This window comes from Campylobacter sp. CNRCH_2014_0184h (assembly GCF_025772985.1).
GTDB lineage: Bacteria > Campylobacterota > Campylobacteria > Campylobacterales > Campylobacteraceae > Campylobacter_D.
In genome coordinates this window covers 65,001-86,287 of record NZ_JAKMTB010000006.1, presented here as the reverse complement: position 1 = coordinate 86,287, position 21,287 = coordinate 65,001, and the positions used below count along the sequence as shown (strand labels likewise).

21 protein-coding genes and 1 other RNA gene are annotated in these 21,287 nt (G+C 30.2%); 9 read left to right on the top strand and 13 right to left on the bottom strand.

Features of this window, described 5'->3' with window-relative positions; translation table 11 throughout:
- Nucleotides 1–83: 83 nt before the first annotated feature.
- Nucleotides 84–1,712 carry a multidrug ABC transporter permease/ATP-binding protein gene (locus L8X36_RS06630; RefSeq protein WP_263683139.1) on the top strand — a complete coding sequence of 543 codons (1,629 nt, stop codon included), beginning with the start codon at nucleotides 84–86 and terminating at the stop codon, nucleotides 1,710–1,712.
- A gap of 22 nt (nucleotides 1,713–1,734) precedes the next feature.
- On the opposite strand, the gene cgb is transcribed toward L8X36_RS06630, so the two are convergent.
- Nucleotides 1,735–2,163, bottom strand: a complete 429-nt coding sequence (gene cgb, locus L8X36_RS06625; RefSeq protein WP_257397236.1) for a single-domain globin Cgb — start codon at nucleotides 2,161–2,163, stop codon at nucleotides 1,735–1,737.
- Between the two features lie 190 nt (nucleotides 2,164–2,353).
- On the opposite strand from cgb, the gene L8X36_RS06620 reads away from it, so the two are divergent.
- The 5 genes from L8X36_RS06620 (at nucleotide 2,354) to L8X36_RS06600 (ending at nucleotide 7,999) form a co-directional block, all read left to right on the top strand.
- On the top strand, nucleotides 2,354–3,358 hold the full coding sequence (locus tag L8X36_RS06620; protein WP_220517292.1) for an extracellular solute-binding protein: 1,005 nt from the start codon (nucleotides 2,354–2,356) through the stop codon (nucleotides 3,356–3,358).
- Nucleotides 3,359–3,375: 17 nt separating this feature from the next.
- Nucleotides 3,376–4,956 carry an ABC transporter permease gene (locus L8X36_RS06615; RefSeq protein ID WP_263683138.1) on the top strand — a complete coding sequence of 527 codons (1,581 nt, stop codon included), beginning with the start codon at nucleotides 3,376–3,378 and terminating at the stop codon, nucleotides 4,954–4,956.
- Nucleotides 4,957–4,958: 2 nt separating this feature from the next.
- The gene (locus L8X36_RS06610) at nucleotides 4,959–5,939 is read left to right on the top strand and encodes an ABC transporter ATP-binding protein (RefSeq protein ID WP_263683137.1); all 981 of its coding nucleotides are present in this window, start codon (nucleotides 4,959–4,961) and stop codon (nucleotides 5,937–5,939) included.
- A gap of 62 nt (nucleotides 5,940–6,001) precedes the next feature.
- Nucleotides 6,002–6,610 carry a protein adenylyltransferase Fic gene (fic, locus tag L8X36_RS06605; RefSeq protein ID WP_263683136.1) on the top strand — a complete coding sequence of 203 codons (609 nt, stop codon included), beginning with the start codon at nucleotides 6,002–6,004 and terminating at the stop codon, nucleotides 6,608–6,610.
- A 165-nt stretch (nucleotides 6,611–6,775) separates the two neighbouring features.
- Nucleotides 6,776–7,999, top strand: a complete 1,224-nt coding sequence (locus L8X36_RS06600; protein WP_263683135.1) for an HD domain-containing protein — start codon at nucleotides 6,776–6,778, stop codon at nucleotides 7,997–7,999.
- Nucleotides 8,000–8,002: 3 nt separating this feature from the next.
- Here L8X36_RS06600 and ffs read toward each other — a convergent pair.
- An RNA gene (gene ffs / locus L8X36_RS06595) (signal recognition particle sRNA small type) lies at nucleotides 8,003–8,100 on the bottom strand.
- A 52-nt stretch (nucleotides 8,101–8,152) separates the two neighbouring features.
- On the opposite strand from ffs, the gene L8X36_RS06590 reads away from it, so the two are divergent.
- Nucleotides 8,153–8,596 (top strand): hypothetical protein, encoded by a 444-nt coding sequence (locus L8X36_RS06590; RefSeq protein ID WP_263664035.1) that lies wholly within the window; start codon nucleotides 8,153–8,155, stop codon nucleotides 8,594–8,596.
- Nucleotides 8,597–8,606: 10 nt separating this feature from the next.
- On the opposite strand, the gene L8X36_RS06585 is transcribed toward L8X36_RS06590, so the two are convergent.
- Genes L8X36_RS06585 through L8X36_RS06565 form a run of 4 tightly spaced genes read right to left on the bottom strand, consistent with a single transcriptional unit; the run spans nucleotide 8,607 to nucleotide 13,280 of the window.
- A complete protein-coding gene (locus L8X36_RS06585) occupies nucleotides 8,607–10,232 on the bottom strand; it encodes a flagellar hook protein FlgE (RefSeq protein WP_263683134.1) in 1,626 nt (541 codons plus the stop codon).
- A 4-nt stretch (nucleotides 10,233–10,236) separates the two neighbouring features.
- Nucleotides 10,237–11,244, bottom strand: a complete 1,008-nt coding sequence (locus L8X36_RS08135) for a flagellar hook capping FlgD N-terminal domain-containing protein (RefSeq protein ID WP_412175003.1) — start codon at nucleotides 11,242–11,244, stop codon at nucleotides 10,237–10,239.
- Nucleotides 11,245–11,294: 50 nt separating this feature from the next.
- A complete protein-coding gene (locus tag L8X36_RS06570; RefSeq protein WP_263683133.1) occupies nucleotides 11,295–12,938 on the bottom strand; it encodes a flagellar hook-length control protein FliK in 1,644 nt (547 codons plus the stop codon).
- A 3-nt stretch (nucleotides 12,939–12,941) separates the two neighbouring features.
- Entirely contained in the window at nucleotides 12,942–13,280 is a 339-nt protein-coding gene (locus L8X36_RS06565; protein ID WP_263683132.1) for a hypothetical protein, read from the bottom strand.
- Between the two features lie 127 nt (nucleotides 13,281–13,407).
- Between L8X36_RS06565 and typA the strand changes: the two genes are divergently transcribed.
- Nucleotides 13,408–15,216: a translational GTPase TypA gene (gene typA, locus L8X36_RS06560; protein WP_039629177.1), complete on the top strand. Its 1,809-nt coding sequence runs from the start codon at nucleotides 13,408–13,410 to the stop codon at nucleotides 15,214–15,216.
- Nucleotides 15,216–15,848, top strand: a complete 633-nt coding sequence (locus L8X36_RS06555; RefSeq protein WP_263683131.1) for a poly(A) polymerase — start codon at nucleotides 15,216–15,218, stop codon at nucleotides 15,846–15,848. The genes typA and L8X36_RS06555 overlap by 1 nt, the downstream gene beginning before the upstream one ends.
- Nucleotides 15,849–15,859: 11 nt before the next feature.
- Here the strand turns inward: L8X36_RS06555 and L8X36_RS06550 are convergent, their stop codons facing one another.
- From L8X36_RS06550 to pyrE, 7 genes are all read right to left on the bottom strand, one after another.
- Nucleotides 15,860–16,600 carry a carbonic anhydrase family protein gene (locus L8X36_RS06550; protein WP_263683130.1) on the bottom strand — a complete coding sequence of 247 codons (741 nt, stop codon included), beginning with the start codon at nucleotides 16,598–16,600 and terminating at the stop codon, nucleotides 15,860–15,862.
- A gap of 102 nt (nucleotides 16,601–16,702) precedes the next feature.
- Complete coding sequence (locus L8X36_RS06545; protein WP_263664091.1) at nucleotides 16,703–17,332, bottom strand: protein-L-isoaspartate(D-aspartate) O-methyltransferase; 630 nt, start codon at nucleotides 17,330–17,332, stop codon at nucleotides 16,703–16,705.
- 91 nt (nucleotides 17,333–17,423) lie between these two features.
- The gene (locus tag L8X36_RS06540) at nucleotides 17,424–18,941 is read right to left on the bottom strand and encodes a disulfide bond formation protein B (protein WP_263683129.1); all 1,518 of its coding nucleotides are present in this window, start codon (nucleotides 18,939–18,941) and stop codon (nucleotides 17,424–17,426) included.
- Nucleotides 18,942–18,951: 10 nt separating this feature from the next.
- A complete protein-coding gene (locus L8X36_RS06535; RefSeq protein ID WP_039619427.1) occupies nucleotides 18,952–19,119 on the bottom strand; it encodes a hypothetical protein in 168 nt (55 codons plus the stop codon).
- Between the two features lie 124 nt (nucleotides 19,120–19,243).
- Complete coding sequence (locus L8X36_RS06530; protein ID WP_263664043.1) at nucleotides 19,244–20,266, bottom strand: ribonucleotide-diphosphate reductase subunit beta; 1,023 nt, start codon at nucleotides 20,264–20,266, stop codon at nucleotides 19,244–19,246.
- On the bottom strand, nucleotides 20,263–20,679 hold the full coding sequence (locus tag L8X36_RS06525; RefSeq protein ID WP_263664044.1) for an RDD family protein: 417 nt from the start codon (nucleotides 20,677–20,679) through the stop codon (nucleotides 20,263–20,265). Before L8X36_RS06525 ends, L8X36_RS06530 begins: the two co-directional genes overlap by 4 nt.
- A complete protein-coding gene (gene pyrE / locus L8X36_RS06520; RefSeq protein ID WP_263683128.1) occupies nucleotides 20,679–21,287 on the bottom strand; it encodes an orotate phosphoribosyltransferase in 609 nt (202 codons plus the stop codon). Before pyrE ends, L8X36_RS06525 begins: the two co-directional genes overlap by 1 nt.

The window sequence follows — 21,287 nt, the reverse complement described above, 5'->3', positions numbered from 1 at the left end:
CACCATAAAATAAGGCTTTGTAATTAAAAAATAATTTTTAAAAATTGTTATAATTTTATAATTATTATTTAAAAGGTATCATTGTGAGTTTTTTGTGGATTTTATTTCAAGAAAATAAATTTAAAATCATTCTTTTTTTGCTTTTTAGCATTTTTACGAGTATATTAGGTGTGCTTACTTTAGTTTTTATCAATGAGTTTTTATTAAAAACTAGTCTTGAAAACTCAAATATCATTGTGTATTTTGTGCTTTTATTGCTTGTATTTTTTGCGAGTTCTTCTTTTGTAGAAATTGCTCTAAGCTCATTTGGACAAAGTTTTATTTTTAAAATGCAAAGAAGGGTTGTAAAGCAAATTTTAGATACAAGTGTTTTGAGTATTTTAAACACTACTAAAGCAAAAATTTTAGCTTCTTTAAATAATGATGTGCGTAGTATTTCTTTTGGACTTTTAAGGCTTCCTGAATTTATACAATCAAGTGTTTTGATTATTTGTGTAAGTGCTTATATAGCTTATCTTTCTTTAGAAATTTTCTTTTTGTGTTTAGCGTGGATAGTGTGTGTTTTTTTGGTGGATAATTTTTTAATGAGCAAGGTGTATTTTTATTTTAAAAATGCTAGAGAAAATGATGATGCTTTGCAAAAAAACTATCAAAATATTTTACAAGGGCATAAGGAATTAACCTTAAATCCTTTAAGAGCAAAGTATTATTATGAAAATGAGTTTGAAAAAAATGCTTTGAAAAAGAAAAAAAGCTCCACTATGGGAAATATCTTGCATATTTTATCTAACAACTGGAGCAATAGTGCTATGCTAGCCTTAGTAGGAGTGGAGTTTTATATAGCTTTAAATTATGAGCTTGCTAGTTTGCAAAGTGCTACGACTATTGCTTTGAGTGTGCTTTTTTTAAGAGCGCCACTTGGAGCTATGATAGGAAGTTTTCCTACGCTTATGATGGCAAAAATCGCTTTAGATAAAATTTCAAATTTAAATTTAGAAAATTATTCTCATGAGTTTAAACTCAGTCAAAATAAAAAAACTTGGCAAAAACTTTCTTTTAAAGATGTATCTTTTGCGTACAATGAAAAATTTGCTCTAAAACCTGTAAATTTTGAGCTTAAAAAAGGCGAATGTGTATTTTTAATAGGTAAAAATGGTAGTGGTAAATCTACTTTTTCTATGATTTTAGCAGGACTTTTTACAGATTTTAAAGGGGATATTTTTTTAGATGATGAAAAAGTAACTTCGGAAAATATTTACGAGTATAGAAGTTTAATTAGTGCTATTTTTAGTGATTTTCATTTGTTTGAGCATGTTTTAGAAGATGAGAAATTTAGCAAAGAAAACTTGGCATACTGGCTTGAAATTTTAGAACTTAATGAAAAAGTAGAGCTTGTGGGAAATACTTTTAGCACTATAAAGCTCTCAGCTGGACAAAAAAAGCGTCTTGCTATGCTTAATGCTTTACTTGAAAAAAGGGATATTTTGATCTTAGATGAGTGGGCAGCCGATCAAGATCCTATGTTTAGAAAGTTTTTTTATACTAAACTTTTGCCACTTTTGAAGCAAAAAGGCATTACTATATTTGCTATAACTCATGATGATGTATATTTTGATATGGCTGATAGAATTTTACTCGCACAAAATGGTCAAATTTGTGAATTAAAGGGCGATATAAAAGAACTAGCTAAAAATGCAGTAGAAAAATTCTAGGCTTTGAAATCAAAGCCTATTATTACTTAGCTTTTGCATAAATTTCTTTTTCAATGTCTATGTAAAATTTAGCAATAGCACCATAAGCTTCTTCCCAAGCTTTTAGTGTAGTTTCATCTGCATTTAATACTACTTTAATAGCCTTTAAAAGACAAGCGCCTACTATAGGGTAATGTTCTTCTTTGACATTTAATTTTGTATGAGTGATAGCTACTTTATCAACAAAGCTTCTCATGTTTTCTAAATTTTCTACATTTTTTGCTGCCATTAAAATAGCCATTGCTAAAGCTTTTGGTTGTTCTCCTGAAGCTTGTTTTTCCATATTAAACATAGGTTTTACTTCAGGGTATTCTTCAAACATGATTTTATAAAATTCTTTAGTTAAAACTTCGCCATTTTTTTGTAAAATCGGCACACAATCTTTGATGATTTGAATTTGTTCTTGAGTCATTTTTTCTCCTTTGCATATTGTATTTTTGATGATTATATAAAAATGAGAGAAAAAATATCTTGATTTATGTTAATTTTGAATCATTTTGCTTTAAAATGATTATGTGTATCAATTTAAGTAAATATAAAGTGAATTATTAATATAATAATCCTTATCAATTTCAAAATTTAAAATTAAGGAAATTTATAAAATGAAAGCAAAAGTAGTTTTACTATCTTTATTAGCTGCTATGAGTTTAAGCGCTCAAGAGCTTACGATTTATTCTCATCGTCATTATGATTCTGATAAAGGAATTTTCAAATTATTTCAAGAAAAAACAGGTATTAGTGTAAATGTGGTGCAAGCTAAAGCTAATGAGCTTGCTAAAAGATTAGAAGTTGAAGGTAAAAATTCAAAGGCAGACTTATTTATGACTGCTGATGCAGGAAATTTAGAACAAGTTCGCACAAATAATCTTTTTGTTTCGGTTAGCTCGCCTGAGTTAGAAAAACTTTCTCCAAAAGAGCTAAGAGGTAAAAACAACGAATGGTATGCTTTTACAACAAGAGCAAGAATCATCATCGCTTCTAAAGATAGAATCAAAGATGGAGAGATTAAAACTTATGAGGATTTAACTGATCCTAAATTTAAAGGTAAAGTTTTAGTAAGAAGTTCAAATAATGTTTATAATATCTCTTTATTAAGTGCAATGATTGATACTTTGGGTAAAGAAAAAGCAAAAGAATGGGCACAAGGTATAGCAAATAATCTTGCACGTACTCCAAAAGGTGGGGATCGTGATCAAATTCGTGCAATCTATGCAAAAGAAGGCGATGTAGCTATATCAAATAGTTATTATCTAGGACACTTGGCAAATTCAAAAAATCCTAAAGATGTTGAAGCTGCAAATTCAGTAAAAGTGATTTTTCCAAACCAAGATGGTAGAGGAACACATATTAATGTAAGTGGTATAGGTGTTTTAAAAACTTCTAAAAATAAAGAAGCTGCTGTTAAATTTATCGAGTTTATGCTTTCAAAAGAAGCACAAGAAATTTTAACAAACCAAAATTATGAGTATCCGGTAAATAAAGAAGTAAAACCTGCTAAAATTTTACAATCATGGGGCGAGTTTAAAATTGAAAAACCAAATTTTGAAGCTTACTGGGGTAATGCTAAAGAAGCTTTAATGATTTTTGATGAAGTTCAATGGAAATAATTAAGGAAAAATAAAATTTGAAATTTTTAAGTCTAAGGTGGTCTTTTGCCACCTTTTTTTTCTGTAGTTTAATCATACTGCCTATACTTGCTATCATCTTGCACCTTCCTTTTATAGATATTAACACCTTAAAACATTTGAGTAAAAATGTCTTGCCACGATATATTTTTGGTAGTGCTTTTATATTGTTTGGTACTTTAGTATTGTGTTTGATTATAGGTTTAGTTAGTGCTTATTTGATAGCTTTTTATAAATTTTTTGGCTCGAAATTTTTTGAATGGTTTTTGATTTTACCTTTGGCAATACCTTCTTATGTGATGGGTTTTGTGTGGATTGATTTATTTGAATTTCAAGGCTTAATCCCTACTTTTTTAGGCATTGATAGGCGTATAGATATCATGAATGCATATGGCGTGATTGTGATTTTGTCTTTTGCACTTTATCCTTATGTGTATTTTTTTGCTAAAAACACCTTTGCTTATGGACTTGGAAATATCATTTTAAGTGCTAAAACACTTAAGGCTTCTAATCTAAAAACATTTTTTAAAGTGATCTTGCCATTTTGCCGTGTGGGTATAGTGGGTGCTTTGCTGTTGGTGGCTATGGAGGTTTTGAGTGATTATGGCTTGGTAGCGTATTTTGGTGTAGATACTTTTAGTGCAGGAATTTTTAGAACATGGGGAAGCGGCGGTGATGAAGTGAGTGCTGTGGCTTTAAGCGTGGCTTTGCTAGTGTTTATCGCACTTTTAATGCTTTTAGAAAAAATTCAAAGAGGCAAAAAAGGTTTTAATCAAAATGTATTTTTGCCTACTCCAAAAGATGAGTTAAAAGGCTTAAAGGCATTCTTAGCCTTTTTATGGTGTTTTTTAGTGGCATTTTTGGCCTTTGTCGTGCCTATTATATGGCTTGTTTATTGGGCCGGGTTTGATTTTATGCAAAATTTAAGCAATGTTTTAACACCTGCATTTTATAGCCTTAGCGTAGCTTTGGTGAGTTCTTTTGCTATTGTGGGGGTGGCGTTTTATTTGTGTTTTGTGGTGCGTTTAAATGATACAAAAGCTTCTAAAATCATTCTTTGGCTTACGACTTTGGGGTATTCTTTACCTGGAGCTGTGGTAGCTGTGGGAATTTTAGTGATTTTGGGTGTGTTAAATTATATTTTTGATCTTTTATCGTTTGAATATGCCATAGGTGGAGGCTTTTTGGTGTTGTTTTTTGGGTATTTTGTGAGGTTTTTAGCTTCAGGGATTTTTGCAACTCAATCAGGCTATGAGCGAATTTCTAAAAATATAGACTATGCAAATTTAACCTTAAAATCAAAACCACTTAAAATTTTCACTCAAATTCATTTTCCTTTGATGAAACACTATTTAGCTTTGGCTGTGGTGATTATTTGTGTGGATATTTTAAAAGAATTGCCTATTTCGACTATACTTTCACCATCAGGTTTTCAAACACTTTCATCGCTTGTATTTGCTTATAGTGAAAATGAGTTAATTTACAATGTTTCTTTGCCATCTTTGATTATAGTGTTATTTGGGATTATTCCTACATTTTTAATGCATTATTTGCAAAATAAAAACAACCAAAAAGGATAATAATGGAAATCTTAAAAATTGACAATCTTTACAAATCTTTTGGAAAAACAGAAGTTTTAAAAGGAATTTCTTTGAGCTTAAAAGAAGGTGAGATTGTCAGTATTTTGGGAGAAAGTGGATGTGGTAAGAGTTCTTTACTTGGTTGTATAGCAGGTTTTTTTGAAATCAATGATGGCAGTATTTATATAGGGGATAAACTAGTTGCTTCTAAGAGTGTATATTTAGCCCCACAAGAGCGTGATGTTGGAGTTTTGTTTCAAGATTATGCTTTATTTCCGCACTTAAATGTAGAAGAAAATATATGCTTTGGTATAAGCTCTTTAAGTAAAAACGAGCAAAAACAAAGGCTTGATGAAGTTTTAGAAATTTTAAATTTAAATACACTTTTAAAGCGCTATCCAAATGAGCTAAGCGGTGGGCAAGCCCAAAGAGTAGCACTAGCAAGAACCATAGTCGCAAGGCCAAAGATTATACTTTTTGATGAACCTTTTTCAAATTTAAATCACACTTTAAGCGTTAAAATGCGCAAAGAAATCAAAAATATCTTAAAAGAGCATAAGCTTAGTGCTATTTTTGTCACACACGATAAAGACGATGCTTTTTATTTATCAGATAATATCGCTTTGATTAAGGATGGGAAAATTTTAGACTATGGAAGCGCTAAAGAGCTTTTTTATAAGCCTAAAAATATAGATAGTGCTTGCTTTTTGGGAGAAGCATTTTTTATAGATCCAAATACAATTTTAGATGAGAAATTCAAAGCATATTTGCAAAGTAAAAATGGCATTTTACGCCCTAATGATATACAAATTTCAACTTCACAAACTCCTTTAAAAGCTAGTGTTTTAGAATGCGTGTTTTATGGGGATTTTTATGAGTTAAGCGTGAGTTTGGAAAAGCATATTTTTAGTATTTATCATCATAAAGAACTTAGTAAAAATGATGAGATTTATCTTAAGTTAAACGAAGCAAAAGAGTTTTAAATCATAAATTTAATAAAGTTTATATTAAATATCTTATAAAATATAAACTTTAAAGGTTTAAAATGATACTTACAAATAAACTTGGTATAAAAAATCAACTAGAATTAGCCAAAGAAGAGGAAAGAATAAGCAAACTAAAGGCAAAAGCTTTATTTGAAAGTGGTTTTTTAGATACATTAAAAGCAGGAAGTTTTGAAAGCTTAAGGGTAATTCATCAAAAATTATTTGAAGATATTTATGATTTTGCAGGAAAAATAAGAGAAGTAAATATTTCAAAAGAAAATTTTAGATTTGCTCCTGCTGTTTATTTACATGAAGCAATTAAAAAAATAGAACTCATGGAGCAATCTTGCTTTGAACAAATTGTAGAAAAATATGTAGAAATGAATGTAGCTCATCCTTTTAGAGAAGGAAATGGTAGAAGCATGAGAATTTGGCTTGATTTAATACTTAAAAAAGAGTTGAAAAAAGTGGTTGATTGGAGTTTGATTGATAAAGATGATTATATAATGGCAATGCAAAGAAGCCCTATTAAAGATGTAGAGATAAAAATTTTACTTCAAAATGCTTTGAGTGATGACATTCATAGCTTTAATATTTTTGCAAGAGGGATTGATGCAAGCTATTATTATGAAGGATATACACTCTATAAAACAAAAGAGCTTTTTTGATTGTTTAAAGCTAGTTTTATAATTTTTATTGACATAAGCTTGTTAATCTCAAATTCTTCTTATTGCAAAAGATTATTTAATAATAAAACATTAAATCATAAAATAAAAATAAAATTTGCTAAAGATTATAAAATAAAGTAAAATCACAGCAAAAAAAGGAAATAAATGATTAGCGTAGAATTAATAGAGCATATTTTTAAAGCTGCTTCTATATCAAGATGGAATGATTATCCTAGAATGACAAATTTAGTCGAACTTGATAAACAAGCGCATAAATTCATCATTGCTTATTTCATTGCTAAAATGGAAAAAGATGTCAATATGCGCTTTATCATAGAAGCGGGGATTTTTGAGTTTTTAAGTAGGGTAGTAGTGACTGATATACGCCCTGATGTGTATCATGAGATAACGCGTGCAAAAAATGAGCAGGTAAGTGCTTGGGTGTTAAGCAAAATCGCACCGATGATTCAAGATATTGAAAATGGTGAGTTTTTAAAACGTTATGAGCTTTTTTTACAAGGTAAAGATTATGCTAAAGAAAGGCTTATTTTAAAAGCTGCTTCGTATTTTGCGACAAGATGGGAGTTTAATATAGTTTATCAAACTAGCTCGTTTTTAAGTGATATTGATGAGATTAAGGCTAAGGTTGAAGAAGAATTAGAAGATTATTATGAATTAATCGGTGCAAGAAAAATAGCTCTTAATCAAAAAATTTCTAAAATAATCGATCTAAGCGGGCGTTTGCGTTTTCAAAAAAGATGGGCGCAAACTCCAAGGATTCCAGAAACTGCAGTTTTAGGGCATATGCTTGTGGTAGCTATTTTGTCTTATTTTTATTCTTTAGAAGTAAAAGCATGCGATGGTAGAATAGAAAGCAATTTTTATTGCGCTTTGTTTCATGATTTGCCTGAAAGTTTAACTAGAGATATCATCTCTCCGGTAAAATATGGCATAGATGGTTTAAATGAAATCATCAATGAGTATGAAATGAAGCTTATTAATGAGAAAATTTTACCTTTTATACCACTATCTTTTAGAGAGGAATTTAGCTATATACTTGGTATTAGAGAAGGACAAAATGAAGAAAGTGCCTTTGTAAAAAATGAATTTGAAAATCGTATTTTTAATAATAAGCCAAGTGTTTATAGTGGTAGTTTAGATGCGGTTAATGAAGATCGTTTTAAGGCTATTGATGGAAAGGCTTTGAAATATTGTGATAAATTAGCAGCTTTTATAGAAGCAGCTTTGTCAATTAGCTATGGAGTAAAGTCTAAAGAGCTTGAAAGCGGTTTTGTGGGAATGTATGAATATTTTAAAACAAATCCGACTATTAATGGGATAAATTTCTTTAGAATTTGTGAGGATATTAAAGGGTATTTTAAACTTTAAAACCCTCTCCCAGATGACTGCGGCACACACTAAGTCTAAGTGCTCTGCTGTGTTCCCACCCTGAAGCGGTGCTTAAAAATAGCATTGCACAGGTCTAAGAGAAGGCAGTTGAAATAATACCTTAAAATATCTTAAAAAACATTGAGGTGAAGTATGTTGAGTATATTTGCAAATTTTTTATCTAAATTTAGAGAATTTTTTGTTCCTAGTCATTTGTCTTTAGAATTTAGAGCAAAATCTTTTGCTGCTATTATTGTGGCAAATAAGACTATAAAAGCAGAAATTTGGCAAGTTTTGGCTGATATTGCAAGTGAAGTTTATCCAGATGATAAAAGCAGACAAGCAATTTTAGTGCAAACTTCTAAAGAATATGTAGATAGAGTTTTAAAAAATGAGCTTAGTTTAGACGCTTTACTTAAAAATATTGCTTCACTTTTAAAGAAAAATCCAAGATATGCAAAAAAGATTAATTTTCATAGACTTGAGCGTTTGATGGATAAAAATGAAGAAGAAGCTTTAGTGCAACTTAGGGTGTATGAATTTTTTGAGCAAGAAATAAAATATATTTTAGAAAAAAATTCAAAAGAACCATCATGAAAGGCTAAAATTAGCGTTTCATGTTGATTGCTTTTTGTATCATTTGATCAGCTGTTGTGATACTTTTACTACTTGAATCATAAGCTTTTTGCAAAGTGATTAAGTTTGTAAATGCTACGGATAAATCTACATTTGATTGCTCTAAATAAGAGCCTTTAAAGGTTGCTGTGCTGAAATTTCCATTATCATCAAGCAAAAAGGTTGGATTACCGCTATTTCCTGTTTGTCCATAAAGATTCTCTCCTAGCTTTTCCAAACCTTGTTCATTGGTAAAATTAAACAAAGCAAGTTTTGCCATAGCTATTTGATCACCATTGGTAAAAGTGGCGATGATGGTACCATCTGTGTTGATAGAATAATTATTTAAAAACCCTTCACCTTTGCCATCTGTTTGTGTGTGTACTGAAGGCTGTTTATTTTTTAAAGCATGAAGTCCATCATAACCTGAATTTGGTATATTTGGATCATAATAAGAACCAAGGTTTATATTGACTTTTGTTCCATTATTATCAACTGAGTTTAGAGTGCTAGATACCAAAGCTCCAGCTTCATTGAAGGTGATTAAACCTTCGGTGGTTCCACCTATTTTATTGCCATCATTATCATATACTTGAGCAACGGCTTTGTACTCTAAATCTGTGCCATTTTGCGGTAAAACTCTATCTAATTTAACCTTAACCCAACTAGTAGAACCATCAGGATTAATTAATTTTGCAGAAAGTTCTGTGCTATCAGCTACTTCTTTTTCTACACTTAAATGAGATGATTCTAACTTAGCTGTTTCTAAATCTACTTTATCTAGTTTTTGATTGTCAATACTAAAAGCCAAATTCTCATCTAAAGTAGCTTGTAATGTTTGACTAGCACCTTTTTCATCAGTAATTTTAAAATATATAGTATCACCAGGCTTTAAACCAAAAATTTGCTCATCTTTTACACTACCTGAAATTTTTACACTACCATCTTCATTTTTGCTAAATTCAAATTTAGAAGCATCTACATCTACGTTCACTGCTTCTGTTTTGGTGCTTGTGTCTAAATTTCCACTCCAAGTGATATTTTGTGTTGGTTGAGGTGGTAAATAAAGATTTTTAGGCACAGAAATAGGCCCTTGGGTATTAACTCCACCTATTTGGAAATTTTCTCCAGGTGTTCCACTCCAAGCTGTGGTAACTTTTTGTCCCATAGCTTGACCAAACATATTAGAAACCCTATCGCTTAGCTGAATTTCTTTTAATGATGGATTCATAGTTCCAAGCACATAATTACCATTTGAATCTACTAAAAATCCATTTGCATCAGGTTTAAAAGCGCCATTTCTAGTATAATAAACTCCATTGGCATTACTTACACCAAAAAAGCCCTTTCCAGCAATAGCCACATCAAATTCATTATCAGTAGAAACTAGTGGCCCTTGTTCAAAAACATCATTTGTAGCTCCTGCTACACTACCATAACCAGTTTGACCTTTGTTGTATGATTGGGTTGTAACGGTGCTGTAAAATACATCTTTGAATGCTACATCAGAGTATTTAAAACCAACTGTATTGACATTGCTTATATTGTGAGCAGTATTGTCTATACCATAACTTTGGGATTTTACTCCATTTACTCCATTGTAAAATGCTGTAAACATGATTTTATCCTGTAATTTCTTTAATGTCTTCCCATTTAACCCAGCTACCGCCCATACCAACTAGAGCTTCGCCATCTTCAAATCTTACACCAGTGATAGGATAAGCACCATAAGTTGAGTTAACTGTTGTTCCATCTTCGCCTATATAATTTGCTCTTACATAGTATTTACCAGATGGCACAGGATTTCCACTATCATCCGTTCTATCCCAAACAATCTGTTTCATACCTGCAGTCATATCTTTAACTTTCATTGTTCTTACAGGATCACCTGCTTCGTTATAAATAGTAAATGTTACAGGTTCGCTATCTGATTTATAAGCTGAATCAATCTTAGCTGTTTTGATATCAACGCTTGGAGTATGTCCTATAATTTTAAAGGTTTGATCCTCACCAACTACCGCTTTAACAGTTTCTTCTTGGCCTTTATCATCAACTAATTTTACATATACAGTTTCCCCAGGCCCTGCTATTTCTTTATCTACCTTACCTGTAATGTCTAGTTTGTCTTCACCATTTTTCTTAAGTTCAAAACCTTCAGTGTCAATATCAGTCTTTTTACCTTTTTGTGGTTCTTTTGGTAAATACATATTAATTTGAAATTGTATATCATCATCTGCTACCACAAGATAATCATCTTTAACTGTTGCAAGTTTTCCAACTGCAGCTAATGCACTCATACCGGTACTTGCTGCAATAGAATTTTGTAGTTTTGCCATCGCATCTACTAGTTGAGTCATGGTTTTATTGGTGTTATCTTGCATTTCAAGTGCTGAAAGTTGTGCTGTTTGAGTAAGCATTTTTTCAGTATCCATAGGATCGGTTGGATCTTGGTGTTGAAGTTCTATCAAAAGAAGCTTTAAAAATGCATCCTTGTCAAGTTCTGCTCCAGGGTTATAAATCAACCCACTATCGCCTTCTCCAGCTCTAGCATTTCCTTTTGCATTTGGCATATCTTTAGTATTAAGTGTTGCTAAAGGACCTTGAAGAGTTTGTGTATTTATATTTGACATAAAAATCCTTTTTTATATATTTTTAAAGCTTAAAGCAAAAAATATTCCATTTAAAAATATTTTGCTAAAACCATTTCTAAGCTTGGTTTTTCTTGAATTTCTTTTTCGAAATTCACCTTATCTTCTTTATTATTATTATTGTTTTTTTGTTTTTGTTGGTTATTTTGTTCTTTTCTTTCTTGATTATTAAAATTCATTTCTAAATTTGTAAAGCCCATGTTTACAAGAGCGTTTTTAAACTCAGCTTGATGTTGTATGAAAAGATTTAAAGTATTTTGATTAGAATTAAAGCTGATGTTTAGATTAGATCCTCTTTGGACTAAGGTAACTTCTACTTCTCCAAGGTTGTGTGGATTTAAAGTTATACTAAAGCGAGTTATAGGTGCTTTATAACTTTCTAGTTTGTCTTTAAATTCTTGAGCAAAATCATTGAAAGTTTCTTTCATAGGAATATTTTGATTTTTCACAAAATTATTAGAAACTCTATTCATTTCTTTCACGTAAGAATTTAAATTTTCTTCATTATGATCACTATCATCTTTTGTAAGTTCTGTGGTGTTTTTGAAAATATCGTTAAAAACATCTGTGTTTTGAGTATTTTTTTCTGTTTTTAATTGTTTTTCTTGAGTATTTAATAAATTCTCTAAATTAATTTTTAAATCTTGATTTTGTAAATTTTGAGTATTTTTTGTATTTGTTAATTCAGCTTTTAAGTCCTTTGAATTTTCTAAAACAGAACTTATTTTTTTACTAAAACTATCTTCACTGGTAGTTAATTTTTCATTTTTTAATATTTCTTTAAAATCTATTTTTTCTTTATCTTTAATTTCTTTTTTTAAGTTTGAATTTTGAGTTAGATTAATGAGTTCTATATCATTTAATTTATCATTTTTATTAATATTTTTTATATTTTTTATGTCTTTTGTTTCTTTGTTATCTTGAATTTTTTCTATAAATTTTTCTTTGAAATCTATATTTTGAATATTTTCTTTTACTTTTACATCTTTTTTTGGAAGCTCTATGTTTTTTAAAGCAGAAGAAAGTAAAGAAACGCCTTCGTTTTCTTTGCTTTTTATATTTTTATTTGTATTTGGTTCTTCTTTTAAAAGTTTGGTGATTTTTTGATTGATTAAATCTTGAAAAACATTAGTATTGTTTTGTTTTGCATTTTCAAAAAAACCTTTTTTATCAAGATTTGGAAAAGCTTCTTTTAAATCTTTGATTTGTTCAAATTTTATATTTTTTATATTTAATCCAAGTTCTTTTGCTATATTAAAAAGCTCATTGATATTTTTTATATTTTTTAACTTGTGTAGGTTTTTTTCAAGAGCTAAAATAGCAGTATTATCTTGGACAAGTTTGTTTAATTTTATATCCTTGCTATCACTTTGTAAAACTTCTAGTAAAGAAAGAATTTGCATAAAATTTGCACCTTCAAAAAGCTTTAAAGCATCCTTTTCATCTAATTGAACTTTATCGTCAATGGTTTCTTTTAAGCTTTCGTTTTTATTTTCTTTTTGTGGTGCTTTAAAGTCTTTTGGTAAACTTCCATCTTTTTCATCTATAGCTTGTAATAGTGAATTTAAAAATTCTTCTCCATCACTATTTGAATTAGCACTTTCTTTGCTAGGATTTTCATTTTGTGGAGCGATGCTTAGTAAGTTTAAAGCATCGCTAGCTTGGATATTTGACATTAATTAACCTACTAAAAAATTATTTTTTGCTAAATTTGGAAATAAATTTTGCAATTGTGCTGCACAATCAAGTTTTAAATTTTCATGAGAAAGATTAAAGTTTTTAAATATTACTAGTAATTCTTCTATATTTTTAGCATTTAAAACTGCATTTTCATTATGAGCATCATCCAAAATTTCACTTACTTTACTTGAAAGTTTTGCATAGTTTAGTTCTTTTTCTTCACTTGAATTTACAACTTCTAGATAATTTAAAAGTTCCATAAAATGCTTACTATTTAAAACTGAAGTTCCTTGTTTTTCTAAGTTAGCGTTAAAGATTTGAGTTCCTAGGTTTGACATATTTTTCTCCTTAAAAATAATTCTTACCCAAAATAAAAGCAACAAGTGTTCCAATTTAGCAATCTTAATTTTTAAGCAATTTTTTTATATAATATTAGATTTTAAATTTAAGACTTTGGAGAAAAACTTGGACAATATTAGAAATATAGCTGTTATAGCTCACGTTGACCATGGAAAAACAACAATGGTAGATGAGCTTTTAAAACAATCAGGAACCTTTAGTGAACGCGAGCAAATAGCAGAGCGTGTGATGGATAGTAATGATATAGAAAAAGAAAGAGGTATTACTATACTTTCTAAAAATACTGCTATTAATTATAAAGGTACTAAAATAAACATCATAGACACTCCAGGCCATGCTGATTTTGGCGGTGAGGTTGAGCGTGTGTTAAAAATGGTTGATGGGGTTTTGCTTTTAGTTGATGCGCAAGAAGGTGTTATGCCTCAAACTAAATTTGTGGTAAAAAAGGCTTTATCTTTAGGGCTTAAACCTATCGTTGTTATCAATAAAATCGACAAACCAGCTGCTGATCCTGAAAGAGTAATTAATGAAATTTTTGATCTTTTTGTGGCTTTAGAAGCAAATGATGAACAACTTGATTTTGCTGTAGTTTATGCAGCTGCTAAAAATGGTTATGCAAAGCTTGCGCTTGAAGATGAAAGCACTAATATGGAGCCATTGTTTAAGACTATACTTGAGCGCGTACCTGCTCCAAGCGGTAGCGATGAAAACCCTTTACAGCTTCAAGTTTTTACTCTAGGTTATGATAATTTCGTTGGTAAAATAGGCATTGCAAGAATTTTTAATGGTAAAGTAAAGAAAAATCAAAATGTAATGCTTGCTAAGGCAGATGGTTCTAAAATCAATGGAAGAATTTCAAAACTTATTGGTTTTATGGGTCTAGAAAAAATGGACATTGAGGAAGCAGGAACAGGTGATATTGTAGCGATTGCAGGTTTTGAAGCTTTAGATGTGGGAGATAGTGTGGTAGATCCAAACAATCCTATGCCGCTTGATCCTTTACATATAGAAGAACCGACTTTAAGCATAGTATTTTCAGTAAATGATGGTCCTTTAGCAGGTACTGAAGGCAAGCATGTAACTTCAAATAAAATCGCAGAACGTCTAGAAGCTGAGATGAAAACTAATATTGCTATGAAATATGAAAGTACAGGCGAGGGCAAATTTAAAGTAAGTGGAAGAGGTGAACTGCAAATAACTATCTTGGCTGAAAATATGCGTAGAGAAGGTTTTGAGTTTTGCATGGGAAGACCTGAAGTTATCGTTAAGGTAGAAGATGGAGTTAAAACAGAACCATTTGAGCATTTAGTGATTGATGTGCCTGATGATTTTACTGGGGTTGTGATTGAAAAATTAGGTAAAAGAAAAGCTGAAATGAAAACTATGACACCAACTGGAGATGGTCAAACAAGACTTGAGTTCGAAATTCCTGCGCGTGGGCTTATAGGATTTAGATCACAATTTTTAACAGATACTAAAGGCGAGGGTGTGATGAATCATAGCTTTTTAGAGTTTCGTCCATTTAGCGGAGCAGTTGAAAAAAGAAATAATGGCGCGTTAATTTCTATGGAAAATGGTGTTGCGCTAGGGTATTCTTTGTTTAATTTGCAAGATAGAGGGGTATTATTTATTGATCCTCAAACAAAAGTATATACAGGTATGATTATAGGCGAGCATTCACGCCCAAATGATTTAGACGTTAATCCTATTAAAGGTAAAAATTTAACCAATGTTAGAGCAAGCGGTAGCGATGATGCAATTAAGCTTGTACCACCTAGAAAATTAAGCCTTGAAAGAGCGTTAGAATGGATAGAAGAAGATGAGCTTGTAGAGGTTACTCCGCAAAATATTAGAGTTAGAAAAAGATATCTTGATCCTACTCAAAGAAAAAGAATGGAAAAGGCTAAGTCTTAATGGATTTTGAAGCCATAAGACAAGCTTTAAATAAAAGACTCAAAGCTTTGCAAATTTTAGCATTTGCTGAAGCTTTGGTTATATTTTTTCTTGCTTTTCAATTTAGCAAAGATGTGATTATAGCTTTGTTTTTTGCTGTTTTAGCAGGAGTTTTGTTTTTTAGAATTTTAGGAAGAAAGCTTATGTGGGGACGCAATGAGCTTGTATTTAAAATGTGTGAAGAATTTTTAAAACAAAACAATGCTAAATTTGACAAACAAGGTTTTAATCAAAAAGATTTTGAAAAAATTGCTTTTGACTTTTCTTTAAAAACTTATTATTCTCAAAATTCTTTTATTTTTGATGATTTTATTCTTTATGATGTGAAATTTAAAGATGATTTTGGAAATTTCTTTTGTGGAGTTTTGCTTTATAGTAAGAAATTAAAAGAAGATATTAACTCAAGTGAAAGTATTTTTGAAAAAGCAAAGGATAAAGAATTTTCTACACAAAGAGTTTTGAAAAAAGATGATTATTTGCTCATAGCAAGTTTGAAAAATCCTTTTTTTGCTGATTTAAAAATTTCAAGTGAGCTAAATTTTAAACTTTTTAGGGCTAATTTAGAAAAAATTCAAGCTTTTATAAATGATTAAACAAGCTATGTTTAATCATTTTGTTCTAAATTATTAATTTCTTGTATTTTTAAATTCTCATTTTTTCCCATTAAATTTTGTATAGTTTGGATTTGCTCTTTAGAGGCATAGTTCATATCTTTTAAAACTATCCAAGCGATTTTTTGATTACAAGGCTTGTTGAGTTTATTTTTAAAGATATAAAAAGATTGAAGGTCATTTGGCAATAACTCATTAGCACTTAAGCCTTGAACATAAAGTTTATCGCCTTCTTTTTTAGGAAAAGCACGGATGATTTTTTTAATAAAAGGGTTTTCCACACCTTCTTGTAAAAACAGTACAACTACTGCTATATCGCCTTTTTGACTTACATGGCTAAAATGAATTTCTAAAGGATAAGATTTTTTATCAATAGAAATTTTTGATGGGCTATGGAAGTGAAAATGAGATAAATTATAAGCTGTATTATCTAGCACGATATGGCTTCCATTGCTTGCAAAATGCATTTTTATGGTATAACCATCATTTATTAAACCAAAAGAATCATTTGAATAGTTAAATTCTAAAGAATGATTTTTATTTGTAGCCTTTTTACTATTTATATTGATAAAATCTTGATTTAAACCACTTTCACAGTAAATCCAGTTTTTATCTAAATTTTTCCATTTATCTTTTTCTATAAAATTTCCATGTGAGACATTTTGAGGCATTTGCTCATAGGCAAAAAGCATGCTAGTGGTAAATAAACCAAAAAGTATTTTTTTTAAACTCATAATATTCCTTTTTAATATAATTATAAAAAAATATCCCCTATAAAAAGCTTATGTTTAAAAATAATTATATTAAAATTAAATATTTACCTAAAATTAGTAGGATTATTCTTTACCATCTTTGATGGGTACAAAAAGACATTCATCTAAAACTTCTTTACTAATCTCGCCATCTTTTTTTGTAAATTTAGTGATAAATTGTTGATTTCCTATGAGTAAAGGAGCTACTAAAATTCCATTGTTTTCAAGTTGATCAAACAATACATTTGGAATATGCTCTATATAAGCTGAGAGTAAAATTCTATCATAAGGTGCATAATTTTTCCAACCATTTTGTCCATCATCAAATTTTACATGGATATTAGCATAGTTTAGTTTTTTAAATTTTTCTATAGCGCTAATTGCAAGTTTTTCAATGCGCTCTATGGTAAAAACTCTTCTAATAAGTTTGCTTAAAATCGCAGCTTGATACCCGCTACCACAACCTATTTCTAAAACACTATCAGCATCTTTAAAATCAAGTGCCATAGTCATTTTAGCTACGGTTAAAGGTGAGCTTATCCATTGATTACCCATTAAAGGAAGCGCATCAAGTCTATAAGCATGCATTTTTAAAGGTGAAAAAATTTCTCTTGGAGTGGAACAAAAAGCTTCAAATAATTCTTCATTGATGAAAGTATTTTTGCGAATTTCTTCTGCCATAGTTTGACATTGTTTTTGTTCAAATATATGAATCAATAAGCACCCCTTGATAAAAAGTGTTATTTTATCTTAAATTTTATTTATCTAGCTTTAAAATCCTTAAGGCGTAAAAACGCCTTAAGGATTAATCAAGTGTATAAAGGATATTTGATCCATCTTGATAAGATAAGATATGCATTTTGCCATCTTTAAAGAATAAACTTCTTGCATTAGTTATATTTTCTGGATAAGAAATGGTTTTTACAACTTCTTCTTTGTCTAGATCAATTACAGCAATAACATTATGCTTTTTGCTTAATGCATAAATTTTACCGTCTTTAAATGCCATTGAAGTTACATAAAGATCACCTAATGTTTTCCCTTCCTTTAGATCAGCTTTAGGAGTAAATTCAGCTGAAAGAACTCTATCTGCTAAAGAAATTTTAGAAATTACAAAAGTTTTAGCGTCTTTATTGTTTGGAACAGTTGCTGTATACATATATTTTCCATCGGTAGTTGTGCTTAAGATGTGATGGAATTTAGCTCTAACTGTATCAATTCTACCACGACCAAGATCTTTGCCTTGACCTTCGAAATTATTTGCCCCTTTCATAAAATCAGCATATTGTAAAGCCTCATTTGCATTAGGATTTTGAGCAAATCTTAAGAAAGTTTTATTAGAACCCATTAAGATGTATTTATTGTCTAGATAAGGGATAATTCCTATGATAGGGTTGATTGTAGCTGAAAAATATGGATCTAAAACAAAATCAACTTTAGTGCTAAAATTATTATCTAGGAAAAATACTTCCCATTTTGAACTTGCAACATATTCTCCATTGATATAATCAAGTGTATTGATAGCTTTAGGAAAATCAATTTTTGTTTCATTTGTTATTTTTAGATTTTCATCAATACTTGCAAATGGAGCATTGCTAATATTATTATCAAATTGAATACCTAGTTTTTCACTAGCAGGCGCAAAAGCAAAGTCAGGTTCTTTAACGTCGCGTTTTCCTAAGAAAGAAATGCTTTTCCAGCTTTTGCTCCAACCTGAATCATCCCAAATGATATATTTTGGATTTAAACTAAAACGAACCGGATCGCCTTGTCCGCTATATGGAACAGGACCAGTGCTTACAAAAGCTTGGAATACATTTGAAGCTACGATAAAAGCAACAATAACCATAGCAGCTAGATTAAATTTAGTTAATTTTCTAAAGCTAGATCCTTCCATTTCTTTTTCAAAAGAACCAAATTTTGGAGCAAAGGCAAAAATAACACCAAGTAGTAAAACTACAGCCCAAAATACCACTTCAGCCCAAAAATAAGTATGTAAACCAAAAATAGGTAAACCAAAACCTTGATCAAGATCACGGTGTGCATGGCCGCTTATATGATTAAATGATTGCCATAAACCAAAAGCTGTTGCGATTAAAAGGAAAGCTAAAAATTTACCTTTCATACCATAACGTACAACAAATAAAGCCGCTACGCCGATGAAAATCATTGATTCTCTTTGACCCCAGCAAGAAGTACAAGGGCTATCACCTAGCATATAGCCAAAGATTAAATTTGCAATTCCAACAGGCAATAAAATAACCAAAAAGCCTGCTAAGCACATTAAAAAATAAAAGAATTTAGTTTTGTTAATATCACACATATTTGCCACCTTATAGATTCATTAGGCCTAAGATTGCGCCTGATTTACGACCTAAATAGTCAAATACCATAATAGCCCATGAAATTACAAGTATAGAAAAAGCTAATTTTTCTTTTTCTGGTTTAACTATCATGAGGACTATGGCGATAAAGATTAACAAAAGTTCTAAAAACTCCATCATTTCCCCTTTGAAATAAAATAAAAACCGCCGATTTTACTATATTAGAATAAATAAAAATAAAATATTAAACTGAAAAAGAGATTTGATTTAAAAAGTATAAAAAAATGAGTAGTTTTGAGACTTAGAAGTCATCAAAACTTAAGCTTCCTTTGGAGTAATTTGTAACCTTGCTTTCAAAGAAATTGCTCTTTTGATCATTAAATTTAGAAAAATCATCTACCCATTTAATAGGATGTTTTGCATTATAGATTTTATCAAGATTAATTGCAATTAGTCTTTGATCAACAAGATAATGAATATATTCTTCTATAATATCATCTGTAAAGCCCATGATTTGATTTTGAGTGATGTATTTACCCCATTTAATTTCAAGTTCACCTGCTTTTTTAAACATATCATAGATTTTATTTACATTGGTATCATTAAATAAATCAGGTCTTTCTTTGCGCACAGAATTAATCATATTTTGAAATAATAGCAAATGTGTAATCTCATCTCTTTGTATAAAGCGTATCATTTGTGCTGATCCTAGCATTTTCCCTGCGCGCGCTAAAGCATAAATAGCAGTAAAACCACTATAAAAATACACTCCTTCTAAGATTTGATTTGCTACCATTGCAAGTAAGAGTTTGTTATCATCTACTTCGCCAGCTAATTCTTCATAAATGCTTGAAATGAAATCATTTTTTTCTCTTAAAGTTTCATCATGTTTTTCCATTTCGTAAATTAAGTCTGTATTTTCACAGATTGCTTCAACCATTACTGCATAAGATTTTGAGTGATTTGCTTCTTCATAAGCTTGTCTTGCTAAAACTGCATTGATTTCAGGCGCTGTGATGTAAGGATTGATATTATCAGCAAGATTGTTTGTTTGAAAACTATCCATTGAGATAAGTTGAGACCAAACTAAATCATACATTCTTTTTTCTGCTACGGTTAGATTACAGCGATAATCAAGTGCATCTTTGGTTGTATCTACTTCTTTTGGAAACCAAGTATTTGCCTCCATTAAATCCCAAAGCTTTAAAGCCCAAGTGTATTTTGCTTTAGTAAAATTTAAAATCCCATGAGGATTACCATTAAATACTTTTCTATCATTTAAAGTTTCATTTGATTTTGGATTATAAATTCTTTTTCTATTCATTTTTCTACCTTTGTGACAATAACACTTTGGCTTAAAATATCATGCAAAGCCAAAGTATCTTTTCTTAAAAAACTTACCAAAAACCCAATCAATAAACCAAAACTTACGATAAAAATTATATAGCGTAAGAGTATTCTAAAAAAATTAAGTTTTTGGCCATTTTTAAGATCAATTAAATATAAATCATAAGCTTTAAGTCCAGGACTTTGAGCTTTTTTTGCTAAAAATAAGGCCTGTATAAGCCCAAAAAGCAAAGAACATAAAAAAATTATAAGTTGATTGTTTAAAAAGGCTTCTTTAGAGCCAAGTGTAAAATAAAATAAATATAAAACAGGCACATAAAGCAAAAATAGATCAATCAAAAAAGCTTTAAATCTTAAAAAGCGAGTAGCTATTTTTGCTTTAGTTTTCATTAGTTTCCACGACTACCAGGTTTGATAGCTTTGGTGCCTTTTTCACAAAGTGGACAAGCATTTGCTTCATAAATATCAAATTCGAAATTTCCTAGTGCAAAAAGTGGTAAATTTGCAGGCAGTTTTGCATTTTCTTTTCTAGGGTTGTTTAAATTTTTTACCGCACAAAAACCACGATTTGCTAAAGCTGCAAAGCCTACTACTTCCCCACCTAAGCTTTCGATGATTTTTGCACTCTCAAGTGCAGAACCACCTGTTGTAATAATATCTTCACAAACGATAAATTTTTCGCCTTTTTTTACTTCAAAACCACGTCTAAGACTCATCACTCCTTCTACGCGCTCAGTAAAAATAAAGCGTTTATTGCAAGCTCTAGCAAGCTCATAACCTGCTAAAATTCCACCCAAGGCAGGAGAACAAATGCTATCAAATTCAATGTTAAAACTAGCAATAACTTTTGCAAGCTCCTTACAAAGCTCACCTGCTAGTTTTGGATTTTCTAAAACTTTAGCACTTTGAAGGTAAAACTCAGAGTGTTTCCCTGAGCTAAGCAAGAAATGTCCTTGTAGGTATGCCCCACAATCTTTATAAATTTGTTCTAAGTTCAT

Bases quoted from the DNA above. Each gene is read 5' to 3' on its own strand.
- cgb (WP_257397236.1), bottom strand. From the start codon at position 2,163: ATGACTCAAGAACAAATTCAAATCATCAAAGATTGTGTGCCGATTTTA.
- L8X36_RS06620 (WP_220517292.1), top strand. From the start codon at position 2,354: ATGAAAGCAAAAGTAGTTTTACTATCTTTATTAGCTGCTATGAGTTTA.
- L8X36_RS06610 (WP_263683137.1), top strand. From the start codon at position 4,959: ATGGAAATCTTAAAAATTGACAATCTTTACAAATCTTTTGGAAAAACA.
- fic (WP_263683136.1), top strand. From the start codon at position 6,002: ATGATACTTACAAATAAACTTGGTATAAAAAATCAACTAGAATTAGCC.
- L8X36_RS06600 (WP_263683135.1), top strand. From the start codon at position 6,776: ATGATTAGCGTAGAATTAATAGAGCATATTTTTAAAGCTGCTTCTATA.
- L8X36_RS06590 (WP_263664035.1), top strand. From the start codon at position 8,153: ATGTTGAGTATATTTGCAAATTTTTTATCTAAATTTAGAGAATTTTTT.
- L8X36_RS06585 (WP_263683134.1), bottom strand. From the start codon at position 10,232: ATGTTTACAGCATTTTACAATGGAGTAAATGGAGTAAAATCCCAAAGT.
- L8X36_RS08135 (WP_412175003.1), bottom strand. From the start codon at position 11,244: ATGTCAAATATAAATACACAAACTCTTCAAGGTCCTTTAGCAACACTT.
- L8X36_RS06570 (WP_263683133.1), bottom strand. From the start codon at position 12,938: ATGTCAAATATCCAAGCTAGCGATGCTTTAAACTTACTAAGCATCGCT.
- L8X36_RS06565 (WP_263683132.1), bottom strand. From the start codon at position 13,280: ATGTCAAACCTAGGAACTCAAATCTTTAACGCTAACTTAGAAAAACAA.
- L8X36_RS06555 (WP_263683131.1), top strand. From the start codon at position 15,216: ATGGATTTTGAAGCCATAAGACAAGCTTTAAATAAAAGACTCAAAGCT.
- L8X36_RS06550 (WP_263683130.1), bottom strand. From the start codon at position 16,600: ATGAGTTTAAAAAAAATACTTTTTGGTTTATTTACCACTAGCATGCTT.
- L8X36_RS06540 (WP_263683129.1), bottom strand. From the start codon at position 18,941: ATGTGTGATATTAACAAAACTAAATTCTTTTATTTTTTAATGTGCTTA.
- L8X36_RS06535 (WP_039619427.1), bottom strand. From the start codon at position 19,119: ATGGAGTTTTTAGAACTTTTGTTAATCTTTATCGCCATAGTCCTCATG.
- L8X36_RS06530 (WP_263664043.1), bottom strand. From the start codon at position 20,266: ATGAATAGAAAAAGAATTTATAATCCAAAATCAAATGAAACTTTAAAT.
- L8X36_RS06525 (WP_263664044.1), bottom strand. From the start codon at position 20,679: ATGAAAACTAAAGCAAAAATAGCTACTCGCTTTTTAAGATTTAAAGCT.
- pyrE (WP_263683128.1), bottom strand. From the start codon at position 21,287: ATGAACTTAGAACAAATTTATAAAGATTGTGGGGCATACCTACAAGGA.